Raw genomic sequence first — 17590 nt, forward strand, 5'->3', positions numbered from 1 at the left:
AGGAAGAGGGGAATGGGATTTATGGCAAAAGAAGATAATTATGATTTTGATATCATTTCATTATATAAGGAATTAGGGATTCGCAGAGAGGTGCTGGATTTTGGCAGAGAGGTAGAAGTAGGACTTGCCAAGCGGTTTGCTGCGATTGACAATGTGGCGGAGTATAACCAGCTCAAGGTGATTCACGCCATGCAGAAGAACCAGGTCAGCGAGGGGTGTTTCCATTATGCCAGCGGGTATGGCTATAATGACGTGGGACGGGATACGCTGGAAGAGGTTTATGCTTCTGTGTTCCATACGGAAAGTGCGTTGGTGCGCCCGCAGATTACTTGCGGCACCCATGCGCTGGCGCTGGCGCTTGGCGCGAATTTAAGGCCGGGCGATGAGCTTTTGTCGCCTGTGGGAAAGCCATATGATACGCTTGAGGAGGTTATCGGTATCCGTCCGTCTAAGGGGTCTCTTGCAGAATATGGAGTTTCCTATTCGCAGGTGGAGCTTCTTTCAGACGGGACTTTTGATTTTGACGGGATACGTAAGGCAATTGGCGGGAACACGAAGATGGTGACGATTCAGAGATCCAAGGGCTATCAGACCCGGCCTAGTTTTTCTGTGGGGCAGATTGGGGAGTTGATTCATTTTGTCAAGAATATCAGGCCGGATATCATCTGTATGGTGGATAATTGTTATGGAGAGTTTGTGGAGACCATAGAACCCAGCGACGTTGGAGCGGATTTAGTAGTCGGGTCGCTGATTAAGAACCCGGGAGGCGGGCTTGCTCCCATTGGTGGGTATATTGCAGGAAGGAAGGATTTGATTGAGGCATGCGGTTTCCGCCTGACTTCTCCGGGACTTGGAAAGGAAGTCGGAGCTTCTCTTGGGGTGATGCAGTCTTTTTATCAGGGATTGTTCCTTGCTCCAACTGTGACGGCGGGCGCGTTGAAGGGGGCTATTTTTGCGGCAAATATTTATGAGAAGCTTGGGTTTGCCGTAGTGCCGAATGGCAGTGAGAGCAGGCATGATATTATCCAGGCTGTAACCTTCGGAAAACCGGAGGGGGTCATTGCATTCTGCAAGGGGATTCAGGCGGCAGCTCCTGTGGATTCCTTTGTGACGCCGATACCATGGGCGATGCCTGGATATGACAGTGATGTGATCATGGCGGCGGGCGCTTTTGTGCAAGGGTCGTCCATTGAGCTGAGCGCGGACGGTCCGATCAAACCGCCTTATGCCGTATATTTTCAGGGCGGGCTGACTTGGCATCATGGGCGGCTTGGAATCTTGATGTCTCTTGAGCATCTGGTGCGGGAGGGCGTGGTTGTATTATGAGGGCATAGTAATTAGGATGTTTAAAGATAGATGATAGTTCAGTAATTAGGCGGGTATCATGAGAAGAGTTGGAATTATCGGCGGGGGAGCCGCAGGGATTGTGGCGGCGATTGCCGCTGCGAGAAACGACAGGCAGGCAGAGGTTTTTATTCTGGAACAAAATGAACGGATTGGCAGGAAGATTCTTGCAACAGGGAATGGCCGGTGTAATCTGACGAACCGTCAGGCTGTGAGTTCTTGTGTAGAATCCTGCTACCGTGGTGAAGATATAGGGTTTGCGAAAAGTGTGCTTGCGCAGTTTGGATATGAAGATACGCTTCGTTTTTTTTCGTCTCTGGGGCTTGTGGCGCGGATGAGGGGGGATTATGCATACCCTCGTTCCGAACAGGCCTCGGCTGTGCTTGAGGTTCTGGAGCTGGAATTAAAACGCCTTGGGGTCAAGATTTACTGTAGAGTGAAAGTAGAGTCTGTTGTGAAGGAACAGACTCGATTCTGTATCAGGGTTACGGAGCGTTTTCAGGATGGGAAACAAGGCGCTTTGATTCCCGAGGCAAGAGGGCATGGGCAAAGGAACGAAAAAATGATGAAGCACACGTTCCGGGCAGACCGGGTGATTCTTGCCTGCGGAGGGATGGCTGCTCCTGTCTTTGGCTCGGATGGAAACGGGTTTCGTCTCGCAAAGTCTCTTGGACATAGTGTGGCTTCTGTCGTTCCGTCGTTGGTGCAGCTTAGGGCGAAGAACCATCCCTTTGGAAAAGCGTCGGGAGTGCGTACGGAGGCCGCAGTGACGGCGCTGGTTGACGGGGAAGCGGTCTTTTCGGATCGTGGTGAGGTACAGATTACGGCTTATGGTATTTCCGGGATTCCGGTCTTTCAAATCAGCCGCTTTCTTGCCATGGGGCTTTTGGAGAAGAAGCGCTCGGAGGTTTTGTTAGATTTTCTGCCGGAATATTCCAAGGAGGAAGTGTTTGGATTGCTCGTGAAGCTTGCCGGGAATCGTAAGAATCTTACGGCGGAGGAATGGCTTGCGGGGATATTTAACCGGAAATTAATTCCGCGGATATTGGAGCAGGCAAAAGTGCGGATGCAGACGCAGGTGTCGGATTTGGATGAACGGAAGATTCGGGAGGTTGCAAAGAAATGCAAGGGAATCGTGCTGTCGGTTCAGGATACCAATGGATTTGAAAATGCGCAGGTCAGCGCTGGAGGCGTCCGGACAAGGGAGATAAGCCCCCAGACGATGGAATCTTTGTGCGTAGATGGACTGTACCTTGTAGGGGAATTGTTGGATGTGGACGGCATCTGCGGAGGTTTCAACCTTCAATGGGCCTGGGCTACCGGATATCTTGCGGGGAAGGCGGCTGTGTTGTAGAAGGGAATATTTTTTGTGGTTCGGAGGGAAGGAATATGCTGGAAACCAAGGATTTAATTCTTAATAAGGCAAAATTTTCTGACTGGAAGGATATGTATGCCAATGTCTGGCGGCATCCGGAAACTGCGCGGTATATGATGTGGAGCATTACCACAAGTGAAAGCGACGCCAAGGCCAGAATCCTGAAAACGATTGAATTTCAGAAGAGCCATGATACCTATCTGGTCTATGAAAAGGAGGGCGGCACATCTATTGGCTTTGCAGGTGTGGAAAAGGTGGAGCCTTTTGTTTATCAGGAAGCCGGGATCTGTCTGGGACCGGATTATGTAGGAAAGGGTTTTGGGACGCAGATTTTGGCCTGTCTGATGCAATATTGTAAGGAAATGTTTGACGCAAAGGAATTTATTTATTCATCCAGAGATGAAAATCTGGCGTCTAGGAAACTGGCAGAATCCTTTGGGTTTACGGTTTTTTCTGTCATTCCTGAAACGGACTGCAAGGACGGGCATCCATACCATATGCTGAGGTATCGCCGGGAACTTTAGAGGTGAAACTTTTAAGTCTGCTGCAAAGGAGGTTTTCAGATGAACGGGCAGAGCGCAGAAACTCGGAAATATTATATAGACAATCTGCGGAATTATACGATCCTGCTGCTATTTCCGGTTCATACGTTTATGATCTGGAATGATTTCGGTTCGCGTTTTTATATCTGGCAGGGGGAGAACCGGATCTTGAGTACCTGTATCGTGGCAGTGAATCCTTGGTTCATGCCGCTTCTGTTTGTCTTAGCGGGCATGAGCGCGCGGTTCGCGCTGGAGAGAAGGTCTTTCAGGGAGTTTGTGGTACAGCGCATCCGTAAATTGCTGATTCCCTTTATCTGTGGGATGCTTCTGCTTGTGCCCTTCCAGAGTTTGTTTGCAAGAAAATTTTTTTACCATTATACCGGGAGCTTGTGGGAGCATTGGGTTTACTTTTTTACCCATGTTACGGATCTGAGCGGATATGACGGTGGGTTCACACCGGGGCATCTGTGGTTTGTATTGTTTCTGTTTTTGATTTCCTTGTTTGCTGTAGTGTTGTTTAGGTTTATCCCCTATGAAAGGGCGGCTTTGCGGGTAGAGAAGATGCCGGTCTTAGGCGTGGTGTTTTTATTTATTCCGGTATGGCTAATGTACTATCTGGGCAATTTCGGCGGGTTCAGTATCGGTAAGGATTTGGCTTTATTTTTGGCGGGATATTATGTGCTGGGCAATGATGTGGTGATTGGTAAGCTGGAACATAATTGGAAATGGCTGGCAGGTCTATGGGGGATTGTGACGGTGATTTCTGTAGGACTGTATTATCAGTTTTCTTATTATGGCGATCTGTGGGTCAATTTTATTAGCTGGATCTCGATTTTGGCGCTGCTTGTGATGGGAAAGAGATATTTGGACGAGAAGACAAGGGTTACAGAATATTTGAATCATGCTTCTTACCCTATTTATCTTTTGCATCAGTCGATTTTGGTTGCTTTGGCGTATGAGGTCTTGGGTTTTTGTGATATACTTTGGTTACAGGTGGTCTGTATCGGAGCCGGCAGTTTTTTGCTGACCCTGTTGGCGTATCATTTGATCAAAAGGATTCCCGGCCTTCGGATTATGGTGGGGATATATTGAAAAGAATCGGCGAGAAAAATCGTTCCAGCGGTATTGCCATGGCAAATGATATTCTGTAGGAGGTTTTTCAAATGGGAAGGACGATAGGTATTGGACATCAGAATTTTGAGGATATTCGGATAAAGAATAATTTTTATGTGGATAAAACTCATTTTATAAAAGAATGGTGGGAGGCCGATGATGCTGTGACGTTGATTGCCCGTCCCAGAAGATTTGGAAAGACACTGAATATGAGTATGTTAGAGCAGTTTTTCTCGGTCAAATATGCGGGAAGGCAGGATTTGTTTGAAGGACTTTCTATCTGGGAAGACGAGAATTATCATTATCTGCAAGGGACATATCCGGTCATTAGTCTGTCTTTCGCCAATGTGAAAGCGAGAAATTATAGACGTAGACGCAATGAACGACTATATGAATGAGGTATCCCAGTCTGTATTTAGTTGTTTCGATACTGGGAAAAATCCTTCAAAAAAGGAACCGGAACGTTTTTACCATGGCTTCGTGTTGGGACTTATGGTGGAGCTTAGGGGAAGGTATGTGCTGACATCTAACAGGGAGAGCGGGTTTGGAAGATATGACGTGATGATGGAGCCATTAAACGAGACTGACGATGGGGTTATTCTGGAATTTAAGGTATTTCAGCCTAAGAAAGAAAAAGAGCTTGCGGATACGGTAAAGGCTGCCCTGAGGCAGATTGAGGAGAAAAATTATGAGGCGGTTTTGGAGGCAAAAGGGATTGCGAAGGGACGTATCCGTAAATATGGATTTGCATTTTGCGGAAATGAAGTTCTGATCGGAGGTATTTGACAGTAAAGAGCGAAAAGAAGGATTGGGCATGATTACGAACGAAGCTGTTAATCAGGCGATTGATTATATTTTAAAACATATTGAAGAAGAGATTACCCTTGGAGATGTGGCGGGGCATTGCCATTTCTCCAAGTTTTATTTCAGCCGTCTTTTTAAGGAGCAGACGGGGGAGAGTGTTTACGGGTTTATTAAGAGGGTGAAGCTTGAGCAGAGCGCGTTTCGGCTCAAGACGGAGCAGGGGCGCCAGATTACGGAGATTGGCGCGGATTATGGGTATAGCCCGTCCAATTTTAGCTCTGCATTCCGTCTGCATTACCGCATGGCTCCTGTGGATTTCCGCAGACAGAGCTATGCTTCTTCGATGGCGCATCCCTTCTTTCACCATGAAAACTGGCAGGTGGAAAGTTTTGAAGCTTGCGGCCGCAAGATTACCATAGAAACTGTCCCGGATTACGATGTAATCTATGAGAGACGTTTCGGGAGTTATGAGAACCTGTGCAGGGATTGGGATGGATTTATCGAAAAATACCGGGAGTTTATTACAGAGGAAACTCTTCTTATAGAGCGGACCTATGACGACCCGGCCGTGACGGGCGCCGGACACTGTCTGTATGATATCTGTATGAGTGTCGGTGAAAATTGTCCGCTTACGAATAGAGCGCAAATACAGGGCGGGAAATGTATTGTATATCATTTCAAGGGGCATGCCAAACATATTTATGCGGCGTACCAGACCATATTTCTGGTGTGGCTGCCGAGAGTCTCTTATGAATTGGATGCAACGAAAAGCCTGTTTGATATTTATCATGAGGTAGACAGTGAGACGTTGTATATGGAGCTGGATATCTGTGTGCCTGTGAAATAAATGCCATCTGGAGAGGGCAAGAATTCAGAAGTATATATTTTAGTTCCTTCTTATAATGAATGGGTATTACATGATTGAAGGAGGAATTTTTATGAATTTGGAGCAGATGAAACAGGATACGGCAAGGATGATTTGGCAGTTTTCGATACCATCAATCATTTCCATGATTCTCACTTCTATGGTTACTGTTGCAGACGGGTTCTTCATCGGCAACTATGTGGGAAAGGAAGGGATTGCGGCGGTTAATCTCGGGCTTCCGATCATCTATCTGTACCTTGGCGTAGGTCTAATGGTTTCCATCGGAGGTGTTTCGATTGCCGGGATGGCTCTGGGCGCTGGGAACAGGGATGAGAGTAATCAGGTGTTCCGGCAGACCATTGTGACTACGTTGGTGTTTTCGGCATTGCTTGGCTGTGTCATGGGATTCTGTTTTGAACCCATGCTTTCCGTTCTTTGCGCAGAAGGGCGAGTCGCCGGGTATTTTCGGGATTATTATGGGATTATGCTTCTAGAGCTGCCGGTGATGGTGGTCAATTCTTCGTTTGGGATGTTTATCCGCGGGGAAGGGCATCCCCAGTACTATATGAAAATCAGTATCATGGACGTGCTGTTGAATATTTTTCTGGATTATGTCTTTGCGGACTGGTTCCATATGGGCGTTGCCGGGATTGGGCTGGCTTCCCTTCTGGCTGCAGTGGCTTCTCTTATGTGCATCTTGTACTTTTTCGTGAGGAAGACGAGGCTTTACCGTCTGGGAAAGTTCCGGTTTTCCGTGGAAATCTGTGTACAGTCTATCTTAAATGGGAGTTCGGAATTTATTGGCGAGATGTCTACGGGAATTGCCATGTTTGCCTATAATTTTGTGATTATGAGGAAGATAGGGACGGACGGCGTGACGGCTTTTACGATTGTGGGATATGTGGCGTATGCATTCAACATGATTATTGTGGGATTCGGACAGGGGACAAGCCCGCTGATTAGTTTTGCCTATGGAGCAAAGGAGAAGGTATTGGCTTGTGCTATTCGGAAACGGACGAACCGGTATGTTTTTTTAGCGGGAATGGCAGTATTCTTTCTGATGGCTGCGGGAATGGATTGGTACAGCGGGATATTCGTGCGAAGCGGCAGGGTGGCAGGAATGATACGAGCAGGAATGCTTATTTTTATGACTTCTTTTTTCTTTTCGGGCGTAAATGCCGTCACTTCTTTCTATTTTACTGCTACGGGGCATGCGTTTCAGTCGGCTGTGATTTCGGCGTCCAGGGGATTTGTAGTCTTGCTCGCGTGTATCTTTACTCTGCCATATTGGTTGGGGATGACAGGGGTGTGGCTTGCGGCTCCTGTGACGGAAGTGGTGACGCTTGGGCTTACGGTATATTTTTTACGGTCCCATCGCTAAGTTGCTTCGTTAAGTTTCGATTTTATTTGACGGCCGGAGGAGGTATCATGTATACTTTAATCAAAAGAGGTGATTTTAAAGGTTGGGGTAATGATGAATCGAACATTTAACACAGACGGGTATTGTGACCCGGGGCTTCACTATATGGTTGATTTGTCCGGCCGTCTGGAAGAAATAAAAAGTATGATAGACGCCGAGAAGTATTTTGTAATCAACCGTGCAAGACAATACGGTAAGACTACTATCTTGTCTGCCTTGGAGGAGTACCTCAAAGAAGAATATGAAGTTGTGAGCCTGGATTTTCAGGCTATGAGTTCGTTGGCCTTTGAAAGTGAACAGTCTTTCGTTGCGGCTTTTTCGGAAGAGCTGTTGGATTTCGCCCCGGGGCTGCCGGACGGAATGGAAGAGAAATTTTCTGCATTTGCCACTCAATCAGCGCGGCGTGGCTCACTTCAGGCGCTTTTCAAAGTGATGAAAGCATGGTGTGAGGAATCGGAAAAAAGAATTGTCCTGATGATCGACGAGGCAGATACCGCTGGAAATAATCAGGTGTTTGTTGATTTTCTGGCGCAGATTAGAGCCTGCTATTTGAAGAGAAGAAAAGTACGGACGTTTCAGTCCGTGATTCTTGCAGGGGTCTATGATGTGCGTAGTATCAGAGGGAAACACTATCCGGACGATATCTATAGGGAAAATAGTCCGTGGAACATTGCTGCTGATTTTCGTGTGGATATGAGTTTTTGCAGGAAAGAAATAGCAGGAATGCTTGCAGAATATGAGGCAGAACACCATACGGGGATGAATATTACAGAAATAGCAGATTTGCTCTATGAGTATACATCCGGGTATCCTTATCTGGTGTCGCGTCTCTGTAAACTGATGGATGAACAAATCAGGGGTACGGCAGATTTCTCAGATTATGCCAGTGTATGGACGAAGGCCGGTTTCTTGACGGCTGTAAAGATGCTGTTAGAAGAAAATAATCCTCTGTTTGATTCACTTATGAATAAATTGTATCAATACCCGGAATTAAATGCGGTCATTTCCCGTTATCTCTTCCAAGGGCAGCCGATTGCCTATGATGCGGATGACCCGGTCGTCAGGAACGCCCGTATGTTTGGATTTATAGAAGTTCAGGATTCTATGGTAAGGATTGCGAACAGGATATTTGAAAACCGTCTGTATCACCGATTTTTGTCAAATTATAAAGAGCAAAATAAGGATATTTATATGGAAGGTTCACGAAAGAAGAATCAATTTATCATTGACGGCCATTTAAATGTCAGGCGGGTGCTTGAAAAGTTTGTTGAGACTTTCGATTATTTATATGGAGACAGGGAAGAGGTTTTTCTTGAGGAAGAGGGCAGGAGATATTTTATGCTTTTCTTGAAACCGATTATCAATGGGACGGGGAATTGTTATGTGGAGTCGGAGACCAGAAATCAGGAGAGAATGGATCTGATTATTGACTATCGTGGGGAGCAGCATATCTGTGAACTCAAGATTTGGCGGGGAAACGCGTACAATGAGCGGGGAGAAAAGCAGCTTTCGGGATATCTTGACCACTTTGGCTTGAAGAAAGGATATATGCTCAGCTTCAATTTTAACCGAAAGAAAGAGATTGGTGTGAAGGAGATTCGGCTAGGTGATAAGATATTAGTGGAGGCGGTCGTTTGAAACTGAACATTATGTTAGAATTCATGGAGGAACAAATGAAGCGTACAGGGGAGAAAAGACGTATGGGAAGTTATCTCAATCCGGGGAATAAGGGGTTCCGTGAAAGCCTGAATTCTGCAATCTATGTAGATAAGACCGGGCTGATTGAACAGATGAACGCGGTACTGAATACGCGGCAGAAATATATCTGCGTCAGCCGTCCAAGGCGTTTTGGGAAATCTATGGCAGCGGATATGTTAGCAGCCTACTATGCCAAGGATGAAGACTCGTCTGATTTGTTCCAAGATTTCGGGATTAGACAAACGGAATTATACAAGGCTCACTTGAATCAATACGATGTAATCAAGATTAATATGCAGGAATTTTTAAGTGCGACAGACAGTGCAGACGAAATGCTTGGACTGCTGCAGTCAAGAATCATTCTGGATTTGAAGCGTGCATATCCGGATGATGCAGATGGCAGCCATCTGTCATTTGTGATGCAGGACATCTTCGCCAGCACAAAATGTCCTTTTATCATTCTGATTGACGAATGGGACTGCCTTTTCCGTGAATACCGGCAGGACAAAGAAGCACAGAAGAAGTACCTTGATTTCCTGCGGGCATGGCTAAAGGATAAGGATTATATAGCGCTGGCCTACATGACCGGAATCCTGCCTATCAAGAAATACGGCTCACACTCTGCGCTGAATATGTTTACTGAGTATTCCATGACAGACCCAGGCGGGCTTGCAGAATACTTCGGTTTCACGGAACATGAAGTGGAGACGCTCTGTAAGGAGCATGGGATGAGTTTCGAGGAGACAAAGGCATGGTACGACGGTTATCGTCTTATCACCCATCGGAAAGAGGGGGACGTCTGCCATCACATGTACAGCCCTAAGTCCGTGGTAGAGGCGATGCTTAGGCATAAGTTCGGGACATACTGGAACCAGACGGAGACTTACGAAGCGCTCAAGTCCTATATCCGGATGGATATGGATGGATTGAAACACGCCGTGGTCCGGATGCTGGCCAGGGAGGAAGTCCCTGTCCATACAGGGACCTTTGAAAATGATATGACTACATTTGCCACAAAGGATGACGTGCTGACGCTGCTGGTGCATCTGGGGTATCTGACCTACAACAGCATACAGGGAACTGTCGGCATTCCTAACAAAGAGGTATCGCAGGAGTATGAAAATGCCATCCGTACCATGGACTGGCAGGAAGTGGCCCGTTCAGTGGAGGCTTCCCGGAAACTGCTGGAATCCTTATGGGAGATGGACGGACAGGCAGTGGCAGAAGGCATTGACCGTGCCCACAAGGAGATTTCATTTTTACAGTATAATGATGAGAATTCCCTGAGCTGTACTATCAATCTGGCGTTCTATTTTGCCAGGGAGTACTATACGATTATTCGGGAATTGCCCAGCGGGAAAGGATTTGCGGACATTTGCCTGATTCCGCGGAAGATGCATCCGGATAAGCCTGCGGTGGTCATTGAACTCAAATGGAATCGGGAAGCGAAGGGTGCGATTGCCCAGATTAAGGATAGAAACTATGTAGACGCCCTGAAAGATTATAAAGGGAATCTGCTCCTTGCAGGAATCAGCTATGACAGGAAGACGAAGATGCATACTTGTGTAATTGAGAAAGTGCAAAAATTCAAAGACTAGAAACGAGGAATGTATGATGCAAAAGAAAACCGGAAATTTTATTGTTACTGGAATATGGGTGATACTATTTATTCTTTTCACGGTTTTAATTCAGATCGTGGACGTCCATACCATCGGCCCTAAGAGTTCAAGCGTAGGTTTTGCCTCAATTAACGGGCCTATCCATGAATTTCTCGGAGTCCACACACTTTGGTATTCTATCACATACTGGCTTGGATTTGTCCCGCTGTCTACGGCGGGAATCTTTGCGGCCGTCGGGCTTAAACAGCTTATCCAAAGGAAAAGCCTGCTCAAAGTGGACAAAAGTATCATCGCCCTTGGAGTCTTCTATACCGCGGTCATTCTGGTGTACATACTTTTTGAAATATATATCGTGAATTACAGGCCGATTCTCATAGACGGATATCTGGAAGCATCGTATCCTTCTTCCCATACCATGCTGGCGTGCTGTTTTATGGCCGCCGCAATGCTGGAATGCGGCTTACTGGTGAAGAACAAAAAAATAAACGGCATCGTCAGGGTGGTTTCCATCATCATCATGGCAGTGATGGTAATCGGCAGGCTGGTTTCAGGCGCACATTGGTTTACGGATATTATCGGCGGCCTGTTAATCAGCGGCGCGCTGATTATGGGATTGTATTCTGTTTTATCGATGCTTCAGGAAAAACACACAAGAAAGGGCAGGCGGAAACATGTATTGTATATTAGTGACAGGAATCCCGGCGGCGGGGAAGACCACCATGGCAGAATATCTGTCTGAACGGATGCATCTGCCCGTCTTTTCCAAGGACACGGTCAAAGAACTGTTATACGACCATGTGGGATTTCACTCAAGAAAAGAAAAAGTCAATCTTGGAATCGCCGGCATGGAAATGATTTATTATGCGGCAAAGCAATTAATGAAGGTAGGGCAGCCCTTCATTCTGGAAAATAACTTTGAACATATTTCCAAAGCGGGAATCACGGCTCTTCTGGAAGAGTACCGGTATCCCGCGTTAACCGTGACGCTGACCGGAGATTACATGGCCGTCCATCAGCGTTTCCTAGAGCGGAACATAAGCCCTGCGAGACATAAGGGCCATGTGCTGAACGATTGTTACCCGGAAGAACGGGAGCATAGTCTGGAGGAATTAAAGGCAGCATCCCTTTCGTTTGAAGATTATCTGCAAGGAATCGAATCCAGAGGCTTCGATACTTTTTGCGTCGGCGGTAAACAGATTGTTATAGATACCACAGACTTTTCCAAGGTTGACATGGAGCAGATATTGGCACAGGTCATGGAATGGCGCTCAAGCCAGATAAGTCCCCAATAGCATCAGCAAAAGAGCGGCAAGGAATATCCCGGAAGGCATCTCATGAAAAATCAGGAAAGAGAGGGCGGCTCCGATAAACGGCGCGACCGCATAATAGGCGCTTGTCTTTGCGGCGCCTAAGGTACGCTGCGCATAGATATAGAAAAAAATACTCAGCCCATACGCCACAAAACCCAACAGCATGGCAAGGAGAATATAGATCGGCTGGAAATACCGTTCCCCGATGACAATGCCGCAGGCTAAGGAACCCAGCCCGGAAAAGATTCCTTTGACCGTGACAATCTGCAGGGGATTTTTTGTGGAAAGCATACGGGTGCAGTTGTTTTCTAGTCCCCAGAAGGCGGCGGCAAGGAGGACGAGGAGAGAACCAAAGGAAAAGGTCAAACTGTTGATATCCTCGAAAGAAAGCATGGCGCTTGCCGCCGTTACACAGGCAATTGCGCACCACAGACGAGGGCGGATTGCCTCTCCAAATAGAAGCAGTGCGATGACAGATGTTGCAACAATCTCAAAATTATTTAAAAGAGAAGCGTTTGCCGCTGTGGTATTTGCAAGCCCTGCCATCAGGCAGATAGGGGCGGCAATGTCCAGAACCACCATTCCTACGGTAAAAGGCAGGTCTTTTTTTGTCAGCGGGAGTTCGCCATGGCCGATGTTTGCGGCATTCTGGATTTTTCCGACAAAAAACATACCGATGCCTGCGCCAAGGTATAAGAACCCGGCAAGCAAGGCGGCGGGCACATGGTTAAGAAGCAGTTTGGAAACCGGTGAATTCACGGCGTAGAGCGCCGCCGCCAGGATTGCGAATCCGGCGGCTTTTTTCTGGGGGCTCAATCTGTTTATCATGAGAATTTCCTTTCTACAATCTGGCTTAATCCGATAGCGGTATCCGATATCTGACAATAAAAGATGCGGTATGAAATATCCGTTATCTGACATAATGTTCGATAATATTATAAAGAGTGATGGATTCGCAGACAAGAACCAGAAACGTAAAAATGTATGTTACGGGACATTTTGGATAAAATGTCCATCTAAGGAGCATTTGTGCCGCCAACCTCAGAGGCGGCGGAATGGAGAGGTTATGGACAGAAGACAGCAGAAAACCCGTCAGGCAATTTTCAACGCTTTTTCCGCCTTGCTGGAACACAAGAAATTCAACCAGATTACGGTACAGGAAATCATAGACCGGGCGAATATCGGAAGAAGTACATTTTACGCACATTTCGGCACAAAAGAAGAGCTTCTCAATGAACTTTGTTCCGATATGTTCCGGCATGTATTTTCCGACCATTTAGAGACAGAACCGACCCATGACTTTTCCGGTTCTTCCAATGAACGGAAGACAAGGATTACCCATATCCTGTACCATCTGAAAGACAACCAGGCGGAAATCATACGTCTGCTCTCGGGTGAAAGCGGGGAACTATTCCTGAACTATTTCAAGTCCTACTTAAAGGAAATGTTTGCCGGGCTGGTAAAGGAGAGCAGTATGGAGATACCGGTTTCTTATCTGGAAAATTTTCTGGTGGGAAGTTTTACGGATACCATAGAGTGGTGGGTACGCCAGAGAATGGCAACGCCGCCGGATACACTTGCGAAATACTATCTTACCGTCATAGAGCATGGTTTTAGGATATCATGAAGGAGAAACTAAGAATGATACGAATCAGTCAGCTAAAATTAGACATCCACCACACAGAGGTGGATTTGCAGGCGAAGATCTGCAGGCTTCTTCACATCAGGGAAGATGAGATTCTTTCGTACACCCTAAAAAAGCAGTCTTTAGACGCCAGGAAAAAGCCCCAGCTTTTCTATGTCTATACCATAGATGTAACCGTAAAAAATGAAAATGAAGTAAAAAAGCATGTCCGGAAACAGAAGCAGCTTACCAATATCCAAATAAATCCTCAGGAGAAGCGGTATTTCCTGGACGCAAGGGGAACGAAACCGTTTGAGTTTCGTCCCGTCATTGTGGGTACCGGCCCTGCCGGCCTGTTCTGCGGGTATGAGCTTGCCCGCCTTGGCTACCGCCCAATTCTTTTGGAACGTGGGGCCTCTGTGGAAAAGAGGATGAAAGACGTGGAAGAATTCTGGAAGTCGGGAGTCTTAAATCCCAACTCAAACGTCCAGTTCGGCGAAGGCGGGGCAGGGACATTCTCGGATGGAAAACTGAACACACTGGTCAACGACCCCGAAGGAAGAAACAGCAGAGTGTTAGAGATTTTTGTAGAAAACGGCGCGCCGGAAGAAATCTTGTACCAGAATAAACCCCATATCGGTACGGATATCCTGGCAAAAGTGGTCAAAAACATGCGGGAATCTATCATTGCCCATGGCGGGGAAGTAAGATTCCAGACACAGGTAACAGACCTTGTCATTACACAAGAAGAAGGGAAAAAGAGCGTATCTGCGCTCAAGGTGCAAAGACAGGCCTGCGAAAATGACGAAAAAAATGTACAGGATTCGGATATCCTGAACACAGAGATTACAGTCCTGGCCATCGGCCACAGCGCGCGGGATACATTTTCCATGCTCCAAAGCAGCCAAATCCCCATGGAGGCAAAAGCATTTGCCGTCGGAATCCGCATGGAACACCCGCAGGAAATGATTGACTTGGCGCAATATGGATCCGGGCATGATTCCAATCTTCCGGCCGCCGCCTACAAATTAACGGCAAAGCTCCCGGACGGAAGAGGAGTCTACACCTTCTGCATGTGTCCCGGCGGATATGTGGTCAACGCTTCCTCCGAAGAGGGGCGCTTAGCAGTCAATGGCATGAGCTACCACGCAAGAGATGGTGTCAATGCCAACAGCGCAGTCGTCGTGACAGTCACGCCCGAGGACTGCCAAAAGGCCTTAAAGACAGATGAAACGTTCCAAAATGCTGACCCTCTCCTTGGAATGGAATTCCAGCGCAGGCTGGAAGAAGCCGCATATCAGGCTGGAAGCGGAAACATTCCGGTTCAGCTTTTTGGAGATTTTTGTAAGAACCGCCCCACCAAAACCCCCGGGGCAGTCATTCCCCAAATGAAAGGGCGCTTCACATGGGGCAACGTAAGGTCTATCTTTCCGGAAGAACTGGCGAAAGCCATCGAAGAAGGCATCTATTCTTTCGAGAAACGCCTCAAAGGATATGGGCGTCCGGACGCAGTGGTATCCGGCGTAGAAAGCCGCACCTCCTCTCCTGTGCGCATCCTAAGAGACGCCTCCTTCCAAAGCACGGTATCGGGACTCTACCCTTGCGGCGAAGGAGCAGGATATGCCGGCGGTATCACATCCGCCGCAATCGACGGACTCAAGATTGCACAGGCAATCGCAGAAAAATACCGTCCCTTTTAAGGCGCCGAAAATGACCGAAAATCCCCTCCTTTTCGACACCCCGCCCGCCACTTTAAGAAATTTTTAATGTGATAACCCTATACACCGTTTCCGAAATATGGTAAAATGTATTGAGTTTTCAGATAGACAAAACGAGGAGGAGTACATATGAAGGGAGCAGGAGGCAAGAATTCCTGGGCTTTGTTCCTGTTTATCCTGACAGGGATTGTGCTTGGAGGCTTTATCGGTATGCTGGCTGAGGGAGTGCCGGCGCTTAGTTGGCTGGGTTACGGCCAATCCTTCGGGCTGCAGGAGCCGGTTGTCTTGAATTTCGGGATTCTGGTGCTGACATTTGGCCTATCCATCAAGATTACCATTGCAAGTATTGTGGGCGTGATTCTTGCTGTCATTATTTATCGTTTCTTATAGAGTCTGTTATGAGTGTCGTACGAATCCAAAGATGAGATGAAGCAGTCAAATACCATAAAGGAGATACCAAAGACGGAACGCCCTTATGAGAAATGCGAACGTAGAGGGGTACATGCTTTAAGTGATGAAGAGCTGTTGGCGGTTCTATTGCGTACCGGCACACAGGGCGAGAACGCTCTGGAGCTTTCAAGAAGGATACTCTACCACGCCGGGGAGACCGGAATCTTAGGGCTGCACCAGTTCAGCATGGAGCGGCTCATGGGAATCAAGGGCATCGGGAAGGTAAAGGCAATCCAGATTTCCTGTATCTCCGAGCTTGCCAAGCGGCTCTCCAAGGCATCCTATCAGGAAGCCTTGTGTTTTGCGGAACCGGAGTCGATTGCCAGATATTATATGGAAGACATGCGTCACGAGAAGCAGGAGCTTATGAAGCTTCTGATGTTGAATACGAAAGCAAAGCTGGTCGGAGAGACGAATGTATCGAAGGGGACGGTGAACGCCTCGCTGATCACGCCGAGAGAGCTTTTTATAGAAGCGTTACAGAAGAATGCAGTGTCCATCGTGATTATGCATAACCACCCAAGCGGCGACCCGACCCCGAGCCGGGAAGATATGCTGATAACCAAACGAATCCTGGATGCAGGAGCCTTGATTGGTATTGAGCTGTTAGACCACATCATTATTGGGAATAATTGTTATGTAAGTTTCAGGGAAGAGGGCATGCTTTAGAAAGGATCTATGTCAGATGGCGAGGAATGTATACGGTCTTGATCTTGGTTCCTACGAGATTAAGGTTTACGATAAGAAGAAAGATACCATATGGAAAGAAAAAGATGTAATTGCATTGAAGAACGAGAAGGAGATTTTTGCAGTGGGGGACGAAGCCTTTTCGATGTACGAGAAGGCGCCTTCCAATATCGAGGTAGTCTTTCCCATGAAGGAAGGCGTCATATCCAGATTCCATGACATGCAGTTCCTTTTGCAGAACCTGCTCAAGAAGGACCGGCAGTTCGCCCGGGGTTCGGAGTATGTGGTTGCAGTCCCGACGGATGTGACAGAGGTAGAGAAGAAGGCCTTCTTCGATCTGGTTATCCATTCCACGGCAAAGGCGAAAGAGGTCAATATTGTGGAGCGTTCGATTGCAGACGCGGTGGGGCTTAACCTGGACGTACAGAACACCAAGGGCGTGTTCATCGCGAACTTCGGCGGCGAGACTACAGAGCTGTCGGTGATTGCGGGGGGTGGTATGGTTATGAACCGTCTTCTGAAAGTAGGCGGCGCAACTTTTGACCAGTCGGTCATCAATCTGGTGCGGCACAGCCACGACTTCCTGATTGGAAGGCATACGGCGGAAGTGCTGCGCAAGAGTTTTGGGATTTTTACCAACGAAGTAGAAGCCATGCTCACGGTTGCCGGGCGGGATCTGATTACGGGCGTTCCCATGCGCAAGGGGATTTCGATTAATCTGGTAAGGCTTGCGATGAAAGACCCGCTGTTCCAGTGCGTCAGCGCCATCCAGTCCCTCCTTGACCGGACACCTCCTGAGGTACGCAAGGCAATCAACGAGAACGGGATTTTCTTAACCGGCGGCGTGGCGCATACGGCAGGCCTTGAGATGTATGTGGAGGAGATGGTGGGAATTACGACCCGAACCTCCGTGGAACCGGATATCTGCGCGGTCTCCGGATTGAAGAAGATTATTGAGTCGAAGGAACTGCGCAAGTTTGCATTTTCCATGCTCGACGAAAATTATAGGTGGATGAGATAA

The 17590-nt window shown here is 47.5% G+C and carries 17 protein-coding genes and 1 pseudogene; 17 read left to right on the plus strand and 1 reads right to left on the minus strand.

The annotated features are described in order from the left end of the window. Positions 1 to 21: 21 nt before the first annotated feature. The 12 genes and pseudogenes from AC6I3O_RS12635 (at position 22) to AC6I3O_RS12690 (ending at position 12072) form a co-directional block, all read left to right on the plus strand. Entirely contained in the window at positions 22 to 1326 is a 1305-nt protein-coding gene (locus AC6I3O_RS12635) for a methionine gamma-lyase family protein (protein WP_497853464.1), read from the plus strand. 58 nt (positions 1327 to 1384) lie between these two features. Continuing rightward, complete coding sequence (locus AC6I3O_RS12640; protein ID WP_497851190.1) at positions 1385 to 2698, plus strand: BaiN/RdsA family NAD(P)/FAD-dependent oxidoreductase; 1314 nt, start codon at positions 1385 to 1387, stop codon at positions 2696 to 2698. A gap of 35 nt (positions 2699 to 2733) precedes the next feature. Then, on the plus strand, positions 2734 to 3243 hold the full coding sequence (locus AC6I3O_RS12645; protein ID WP_497851191.1) for a GNAT family N-acetyltransferase: 510 nt from the start codon (positions 2734 to 2736) through the stop codon (positions 3241 to 3243). 39 nt (positions 3244 to 3282) lie between these two features. Beyond that, positions 3283 to 4353 (plus strand): acyltransferase family protein, encoded by a 1071-nt coding sequence (locus tag AC6I3O_RS12650; protein ID WP_497851192.1) that lies wholly within the window; start codon positions 3283 to 3285, stop codon positions 4351 to 4353. Positions 4354 to 4424: 71 nt separating this feature from the next. Beyond that, the gene (locus tag AC6I3O_RS12655; protein ID WP_497851193.1) at positions 4425 to 4772 is read left to right on the plus strand and encodes an AAA family ATPase; all 348 of its coding nucleotides are present in this window, start codon (positions 4425 to 4427) and stop codon (positions 4770 to 4772) included. Further along, positions 4741 to 5160, plus strand: a pseudogene (locus tag AC6I3O_RS12660) (PD-(D/E)XK nuclease domain-containing protein); the annotation flags it as partial. The gene AC6I3O_RS12655 and the pseudogene AC6I3O_RS12660, both read left to right, overlap by 32 nt. A gap of 28 nt (positions 5161 to 5188) precedes the next feature. Beyond that, positions 5189 to 6025, plus strand: a complete 837-nt coding sequence (locus tag AC6I3O_RS12665; protein ID WP_497851194.1) for an AraC family transcriptional regulator — start codon at positions 5189 to 5191, stop codon at positions 6023 to 6025. Positions 6026 to 6116: 91 nt separating this feature from the next. Continuing rightward, on the plus strand, positions 6117 to 7424 hold the full coding sequence (locus AC6I3O_RS12670) for an MATE family efflux transporter (protein ID WP_497851195.1): 1308 nt from the start codon (positions 6117 to 6119) through the stop codon (positions 7422 to 7424). Between the two features lie 90 nt (positions 7425 to 7514). After that, entirely contained in the window at positions 7515 to 9101 is a 1587-nt protein-coding gene (locus tag AC6I3O_RS12675; RefSeq protein ID WP_497851196.1) for an AAA-like domain-containing protein, read from the plus strand. A 62-nt stretch (positions 9102 to 9163) separates the two neighbouring features. Beyond that, positions 9164 to 10759, plus strand: a complete 1596-nt coding sequence (locus AC6I3O_RS12680) for an AAA family ATPase (protein WP_497853465.1) — start codon at positions 9164 to 9166, stop codon at positions 10757 to 10759. Between the two features lie 13 nt (positions 10760 to 10772). Then, positions 10773 to 11519, plus strand: a complete 747-nt coding sequence (locus AC6I3O_RS12685) for a phosphatase PAP2 family protein (RefSeq protein ID WP_497851197.1) — start codon at positions 10773 to 10775, stop codon at positions 11517 to 11519. Continuing rightward, positions 11452 to 12072, plus strand: a complete 621-nt coding sequence (locus tag AC6I3O_RS12690; protein WP_497851198.1) for a P-loop nucleotide/nucleoside kinase family protein — start codon at positions 11452 to 11454, stop codon at positions 12070 to 12072. The genes AC6I3O_RS12685 and AC6I3O_RS12690 overlap by 68 nt, the downstream gene beginning before the upstream one ends. Here AC6I3O_RS12690 and AC6I3O_RS12695 read toward each other — a convergent pair. Beyond that, positions 12049 to 12918, minus strand: a complete 870-nt coding sequence (locus AC6I3O_RS12695) for a DMT family transporter (RefSeq protein WP_497851199.1) — start codon at positions 12916 to 12918, stop codon at positions 12049 to 12051. The two genes, AC6I3O_RS12690 and AC6I3O_RS12695, sit on opposite strands and share 24 nt — an antisense overlap. A 238-nt stretch (positions 12919 to 13156) precedes the next feature. Between AC6I3O_RS12695 and AC6I3O_RS12700 the strand changes: the two genes are divergently transcribed. From AC6I3O_RS12700 to AC6I3O_RS12720, 5 genes are all read left to right on the plus strand, one after another. Continuing rightward, a complete protein-coding gene (locus AC6I3O_RS12700) occupies positions 13157 to 13717 on the plus strand; it encodes a TetR/AcrR family transcriptional regulator (protein WP_497851200.1) in 561 nt (186 codons plus the stop codon). Between the two features lie 14 nt (positions 13718 to 13731). Next, positions 13732 to 15414 carry an NAD(P)/FAD-dependent oxidoreductase gene (locus AC6I3O_RS12705; RefSeq protein ID WP_497851201.1) on the plus strand — a complete coding sequence of 561 codons (1683 nt, stop codon included), beginning with the start codon at positions 13732 to 13734 and terminating at the stop codon, positions 15412 to 15414. Between the two features lie 147 nt (positions 15415 to 15561). Then, on the plus strand, positions 15562 to 15822 hold the full coding sequence (locus AC6I3O_RS12710) for a DUF4321 domain-containing protein (RefSeq protein WP_497851202.1): 261 nt from the start codon (positions 15562 to 15564) through the stop codon (positions 15820 to 15822). A 36-nt stretch (positions 15823 to 15858) separates the two neighbouring features. Next, positions 15859 to 16551 carry a RadC family protein gene (gene radC / locus AC6I3O_RS12715; protein WP_497853466.1) on the plus strand — a complete coding sequence of 231 codons (693 nt, stop codon included), beginning with the start codon at positions 15859 to 15861 and terminating at the stop codon, positions 16549 to 16551. A 16-nt stretch (positions 16552 to 16567) separates the two neighbouring features. Beyond that, positions 16568 to 17590 carry a rod shape-determining protein gene (locus tag AC6I3O_RS12720; RefSeq protein WP_497851203.1) on the plus strand — a complete coding sequence of 341 codons (1023 nt, stop codon included), beginning with the start codon at positions 16568 to 16570 and terminating at the stop codon, positions 17588 to 17590.

It is taken from the genome of Sporofaciens sp. St.21A7, assembly GCF_059728535.1.

Excerpts from the sequence above, each read along its gene's own strand:
- AC6I3O_RS12635 (WP_497853464.1), top strand. The coding sequence starts at position 22 with ATGGCAAAAGAAGATAATTATGATTTTGATATCATTTCATTATATAAG.
- AC6I3O_RS12640 (WP_497851190.1), top strand. The coding sequence starts at position 1,385 with ATGAGAAGAGTTGGAATTATCGGCGGGGGAGCCGCAGGGATTGTGGCG.
- AC6I3O_RS12645 (WP_497851191.1), top strand. The coding sequence starts at position 2,734 with ATGCTGGAAACCAAGGATTTAATTCTTAATAAGGCAAAATTTTCTGAC.
- AC6I3O_RS12650 (WP_497851192.1), top strand. The coding sequence starts at position 3,283 with ATGAACGGGCAGAGCGCAGAAACTCGGAAATATTATATAGACAATCTG.
- AC6I3O_RS12655 (WP_497851193.1), top strand. The coding sequence starts at position 4,425 with ATGGGAAGGACGATAGGTATTGGACATCAGAATTTTGAGGATATTCGG.
- AC6I3O_RS12665 (WP_497851194.1), top strand. The coding sequence starts at position 5,189 with ATGATTACGAACGAAGCTGTTAATCAGGCGATTGATTATATTTTAAAA.
- AC6I3O_RS12670 (WP_497851195.1), top strand. The coding sequence starts at position 6,117 with ATGAATTTGGAGCAGATGAAACAGGATACGGCAAGGATGATTTGGCAG.
- AC6I3O_RS12675 (WP_497851196.1), top strand. The coding sequence starts at position 7,515 with ATGATGAATCGAACATTTAACACAGACGGGTATTGTGACCCGGGGCTT.
- AC6I3O_RS12680 (WP_497853465.1), top strand. The coding sequence starts at position 9,164 with ATGGGAAGTTATCTCAATCCGGGGAATAAGGGGTTCCGTGAAAGCCTG.
- AC6I3O_RS12685 (WP_497851197.1), top strand. The coding sequence starts at position 10,773 with ATGATGCAAAAGAAAACCGGAAATTTTATTGTTACTGGAATATGGGTG.
- AC6I3O_RS12690 (WP_497851198.1), top strand. The coding sequence starts at position 11,452 with ATGTATTGTATATTAGTGACAGGAATCCCGGCGGCGGGGAAGACCACC.
- AC6I3O_RS12695 (WP_497851199.1), bottom strand. The coding sequence starts at position 12,918 with ATGATAAACAGATTGAGCCCCCAGAAAAAAGCCGCCGGATTCGCAATC.
- AC6I3O_RS12700 (WP_497851200.1), top strand. The coding sequence starts at position 13,157 with ATGGACAGAAGACAGCAGAAAACCCGTCAGGCAATTTTCAACGCTTTT.
- AC6I3O_RS12705 (WP_497851201.1), top strand. The coding sequence starts at position 13,732 with ATGATACGAATCAGTCAGCTAAAATTAGACATCCACCACACAGAGGTG.
- AC6I3O_RS12710 (WP_497851202.1), top strand. The coding sequence starts at position 15,562 with ATGAAGGGAGCAGGAGGCAAGAATTCCTGGGCTTTGTTCCTGTTTATC.
- radC (WP_497853466.1), top strand. The coding sequence starts at position 15,859 with ATGAAGCAGTCAAATACCATAAAGGAGATACCAAAGACGGAACGCCCT.
- AC6I3O_RS12720 (WP_497851203.1), top strand. The coding sequence starts at position 16,568 with ATGGCGAGGAATGTATACGGTCTTGATCTTGGTTCCTACGAGATTAAG.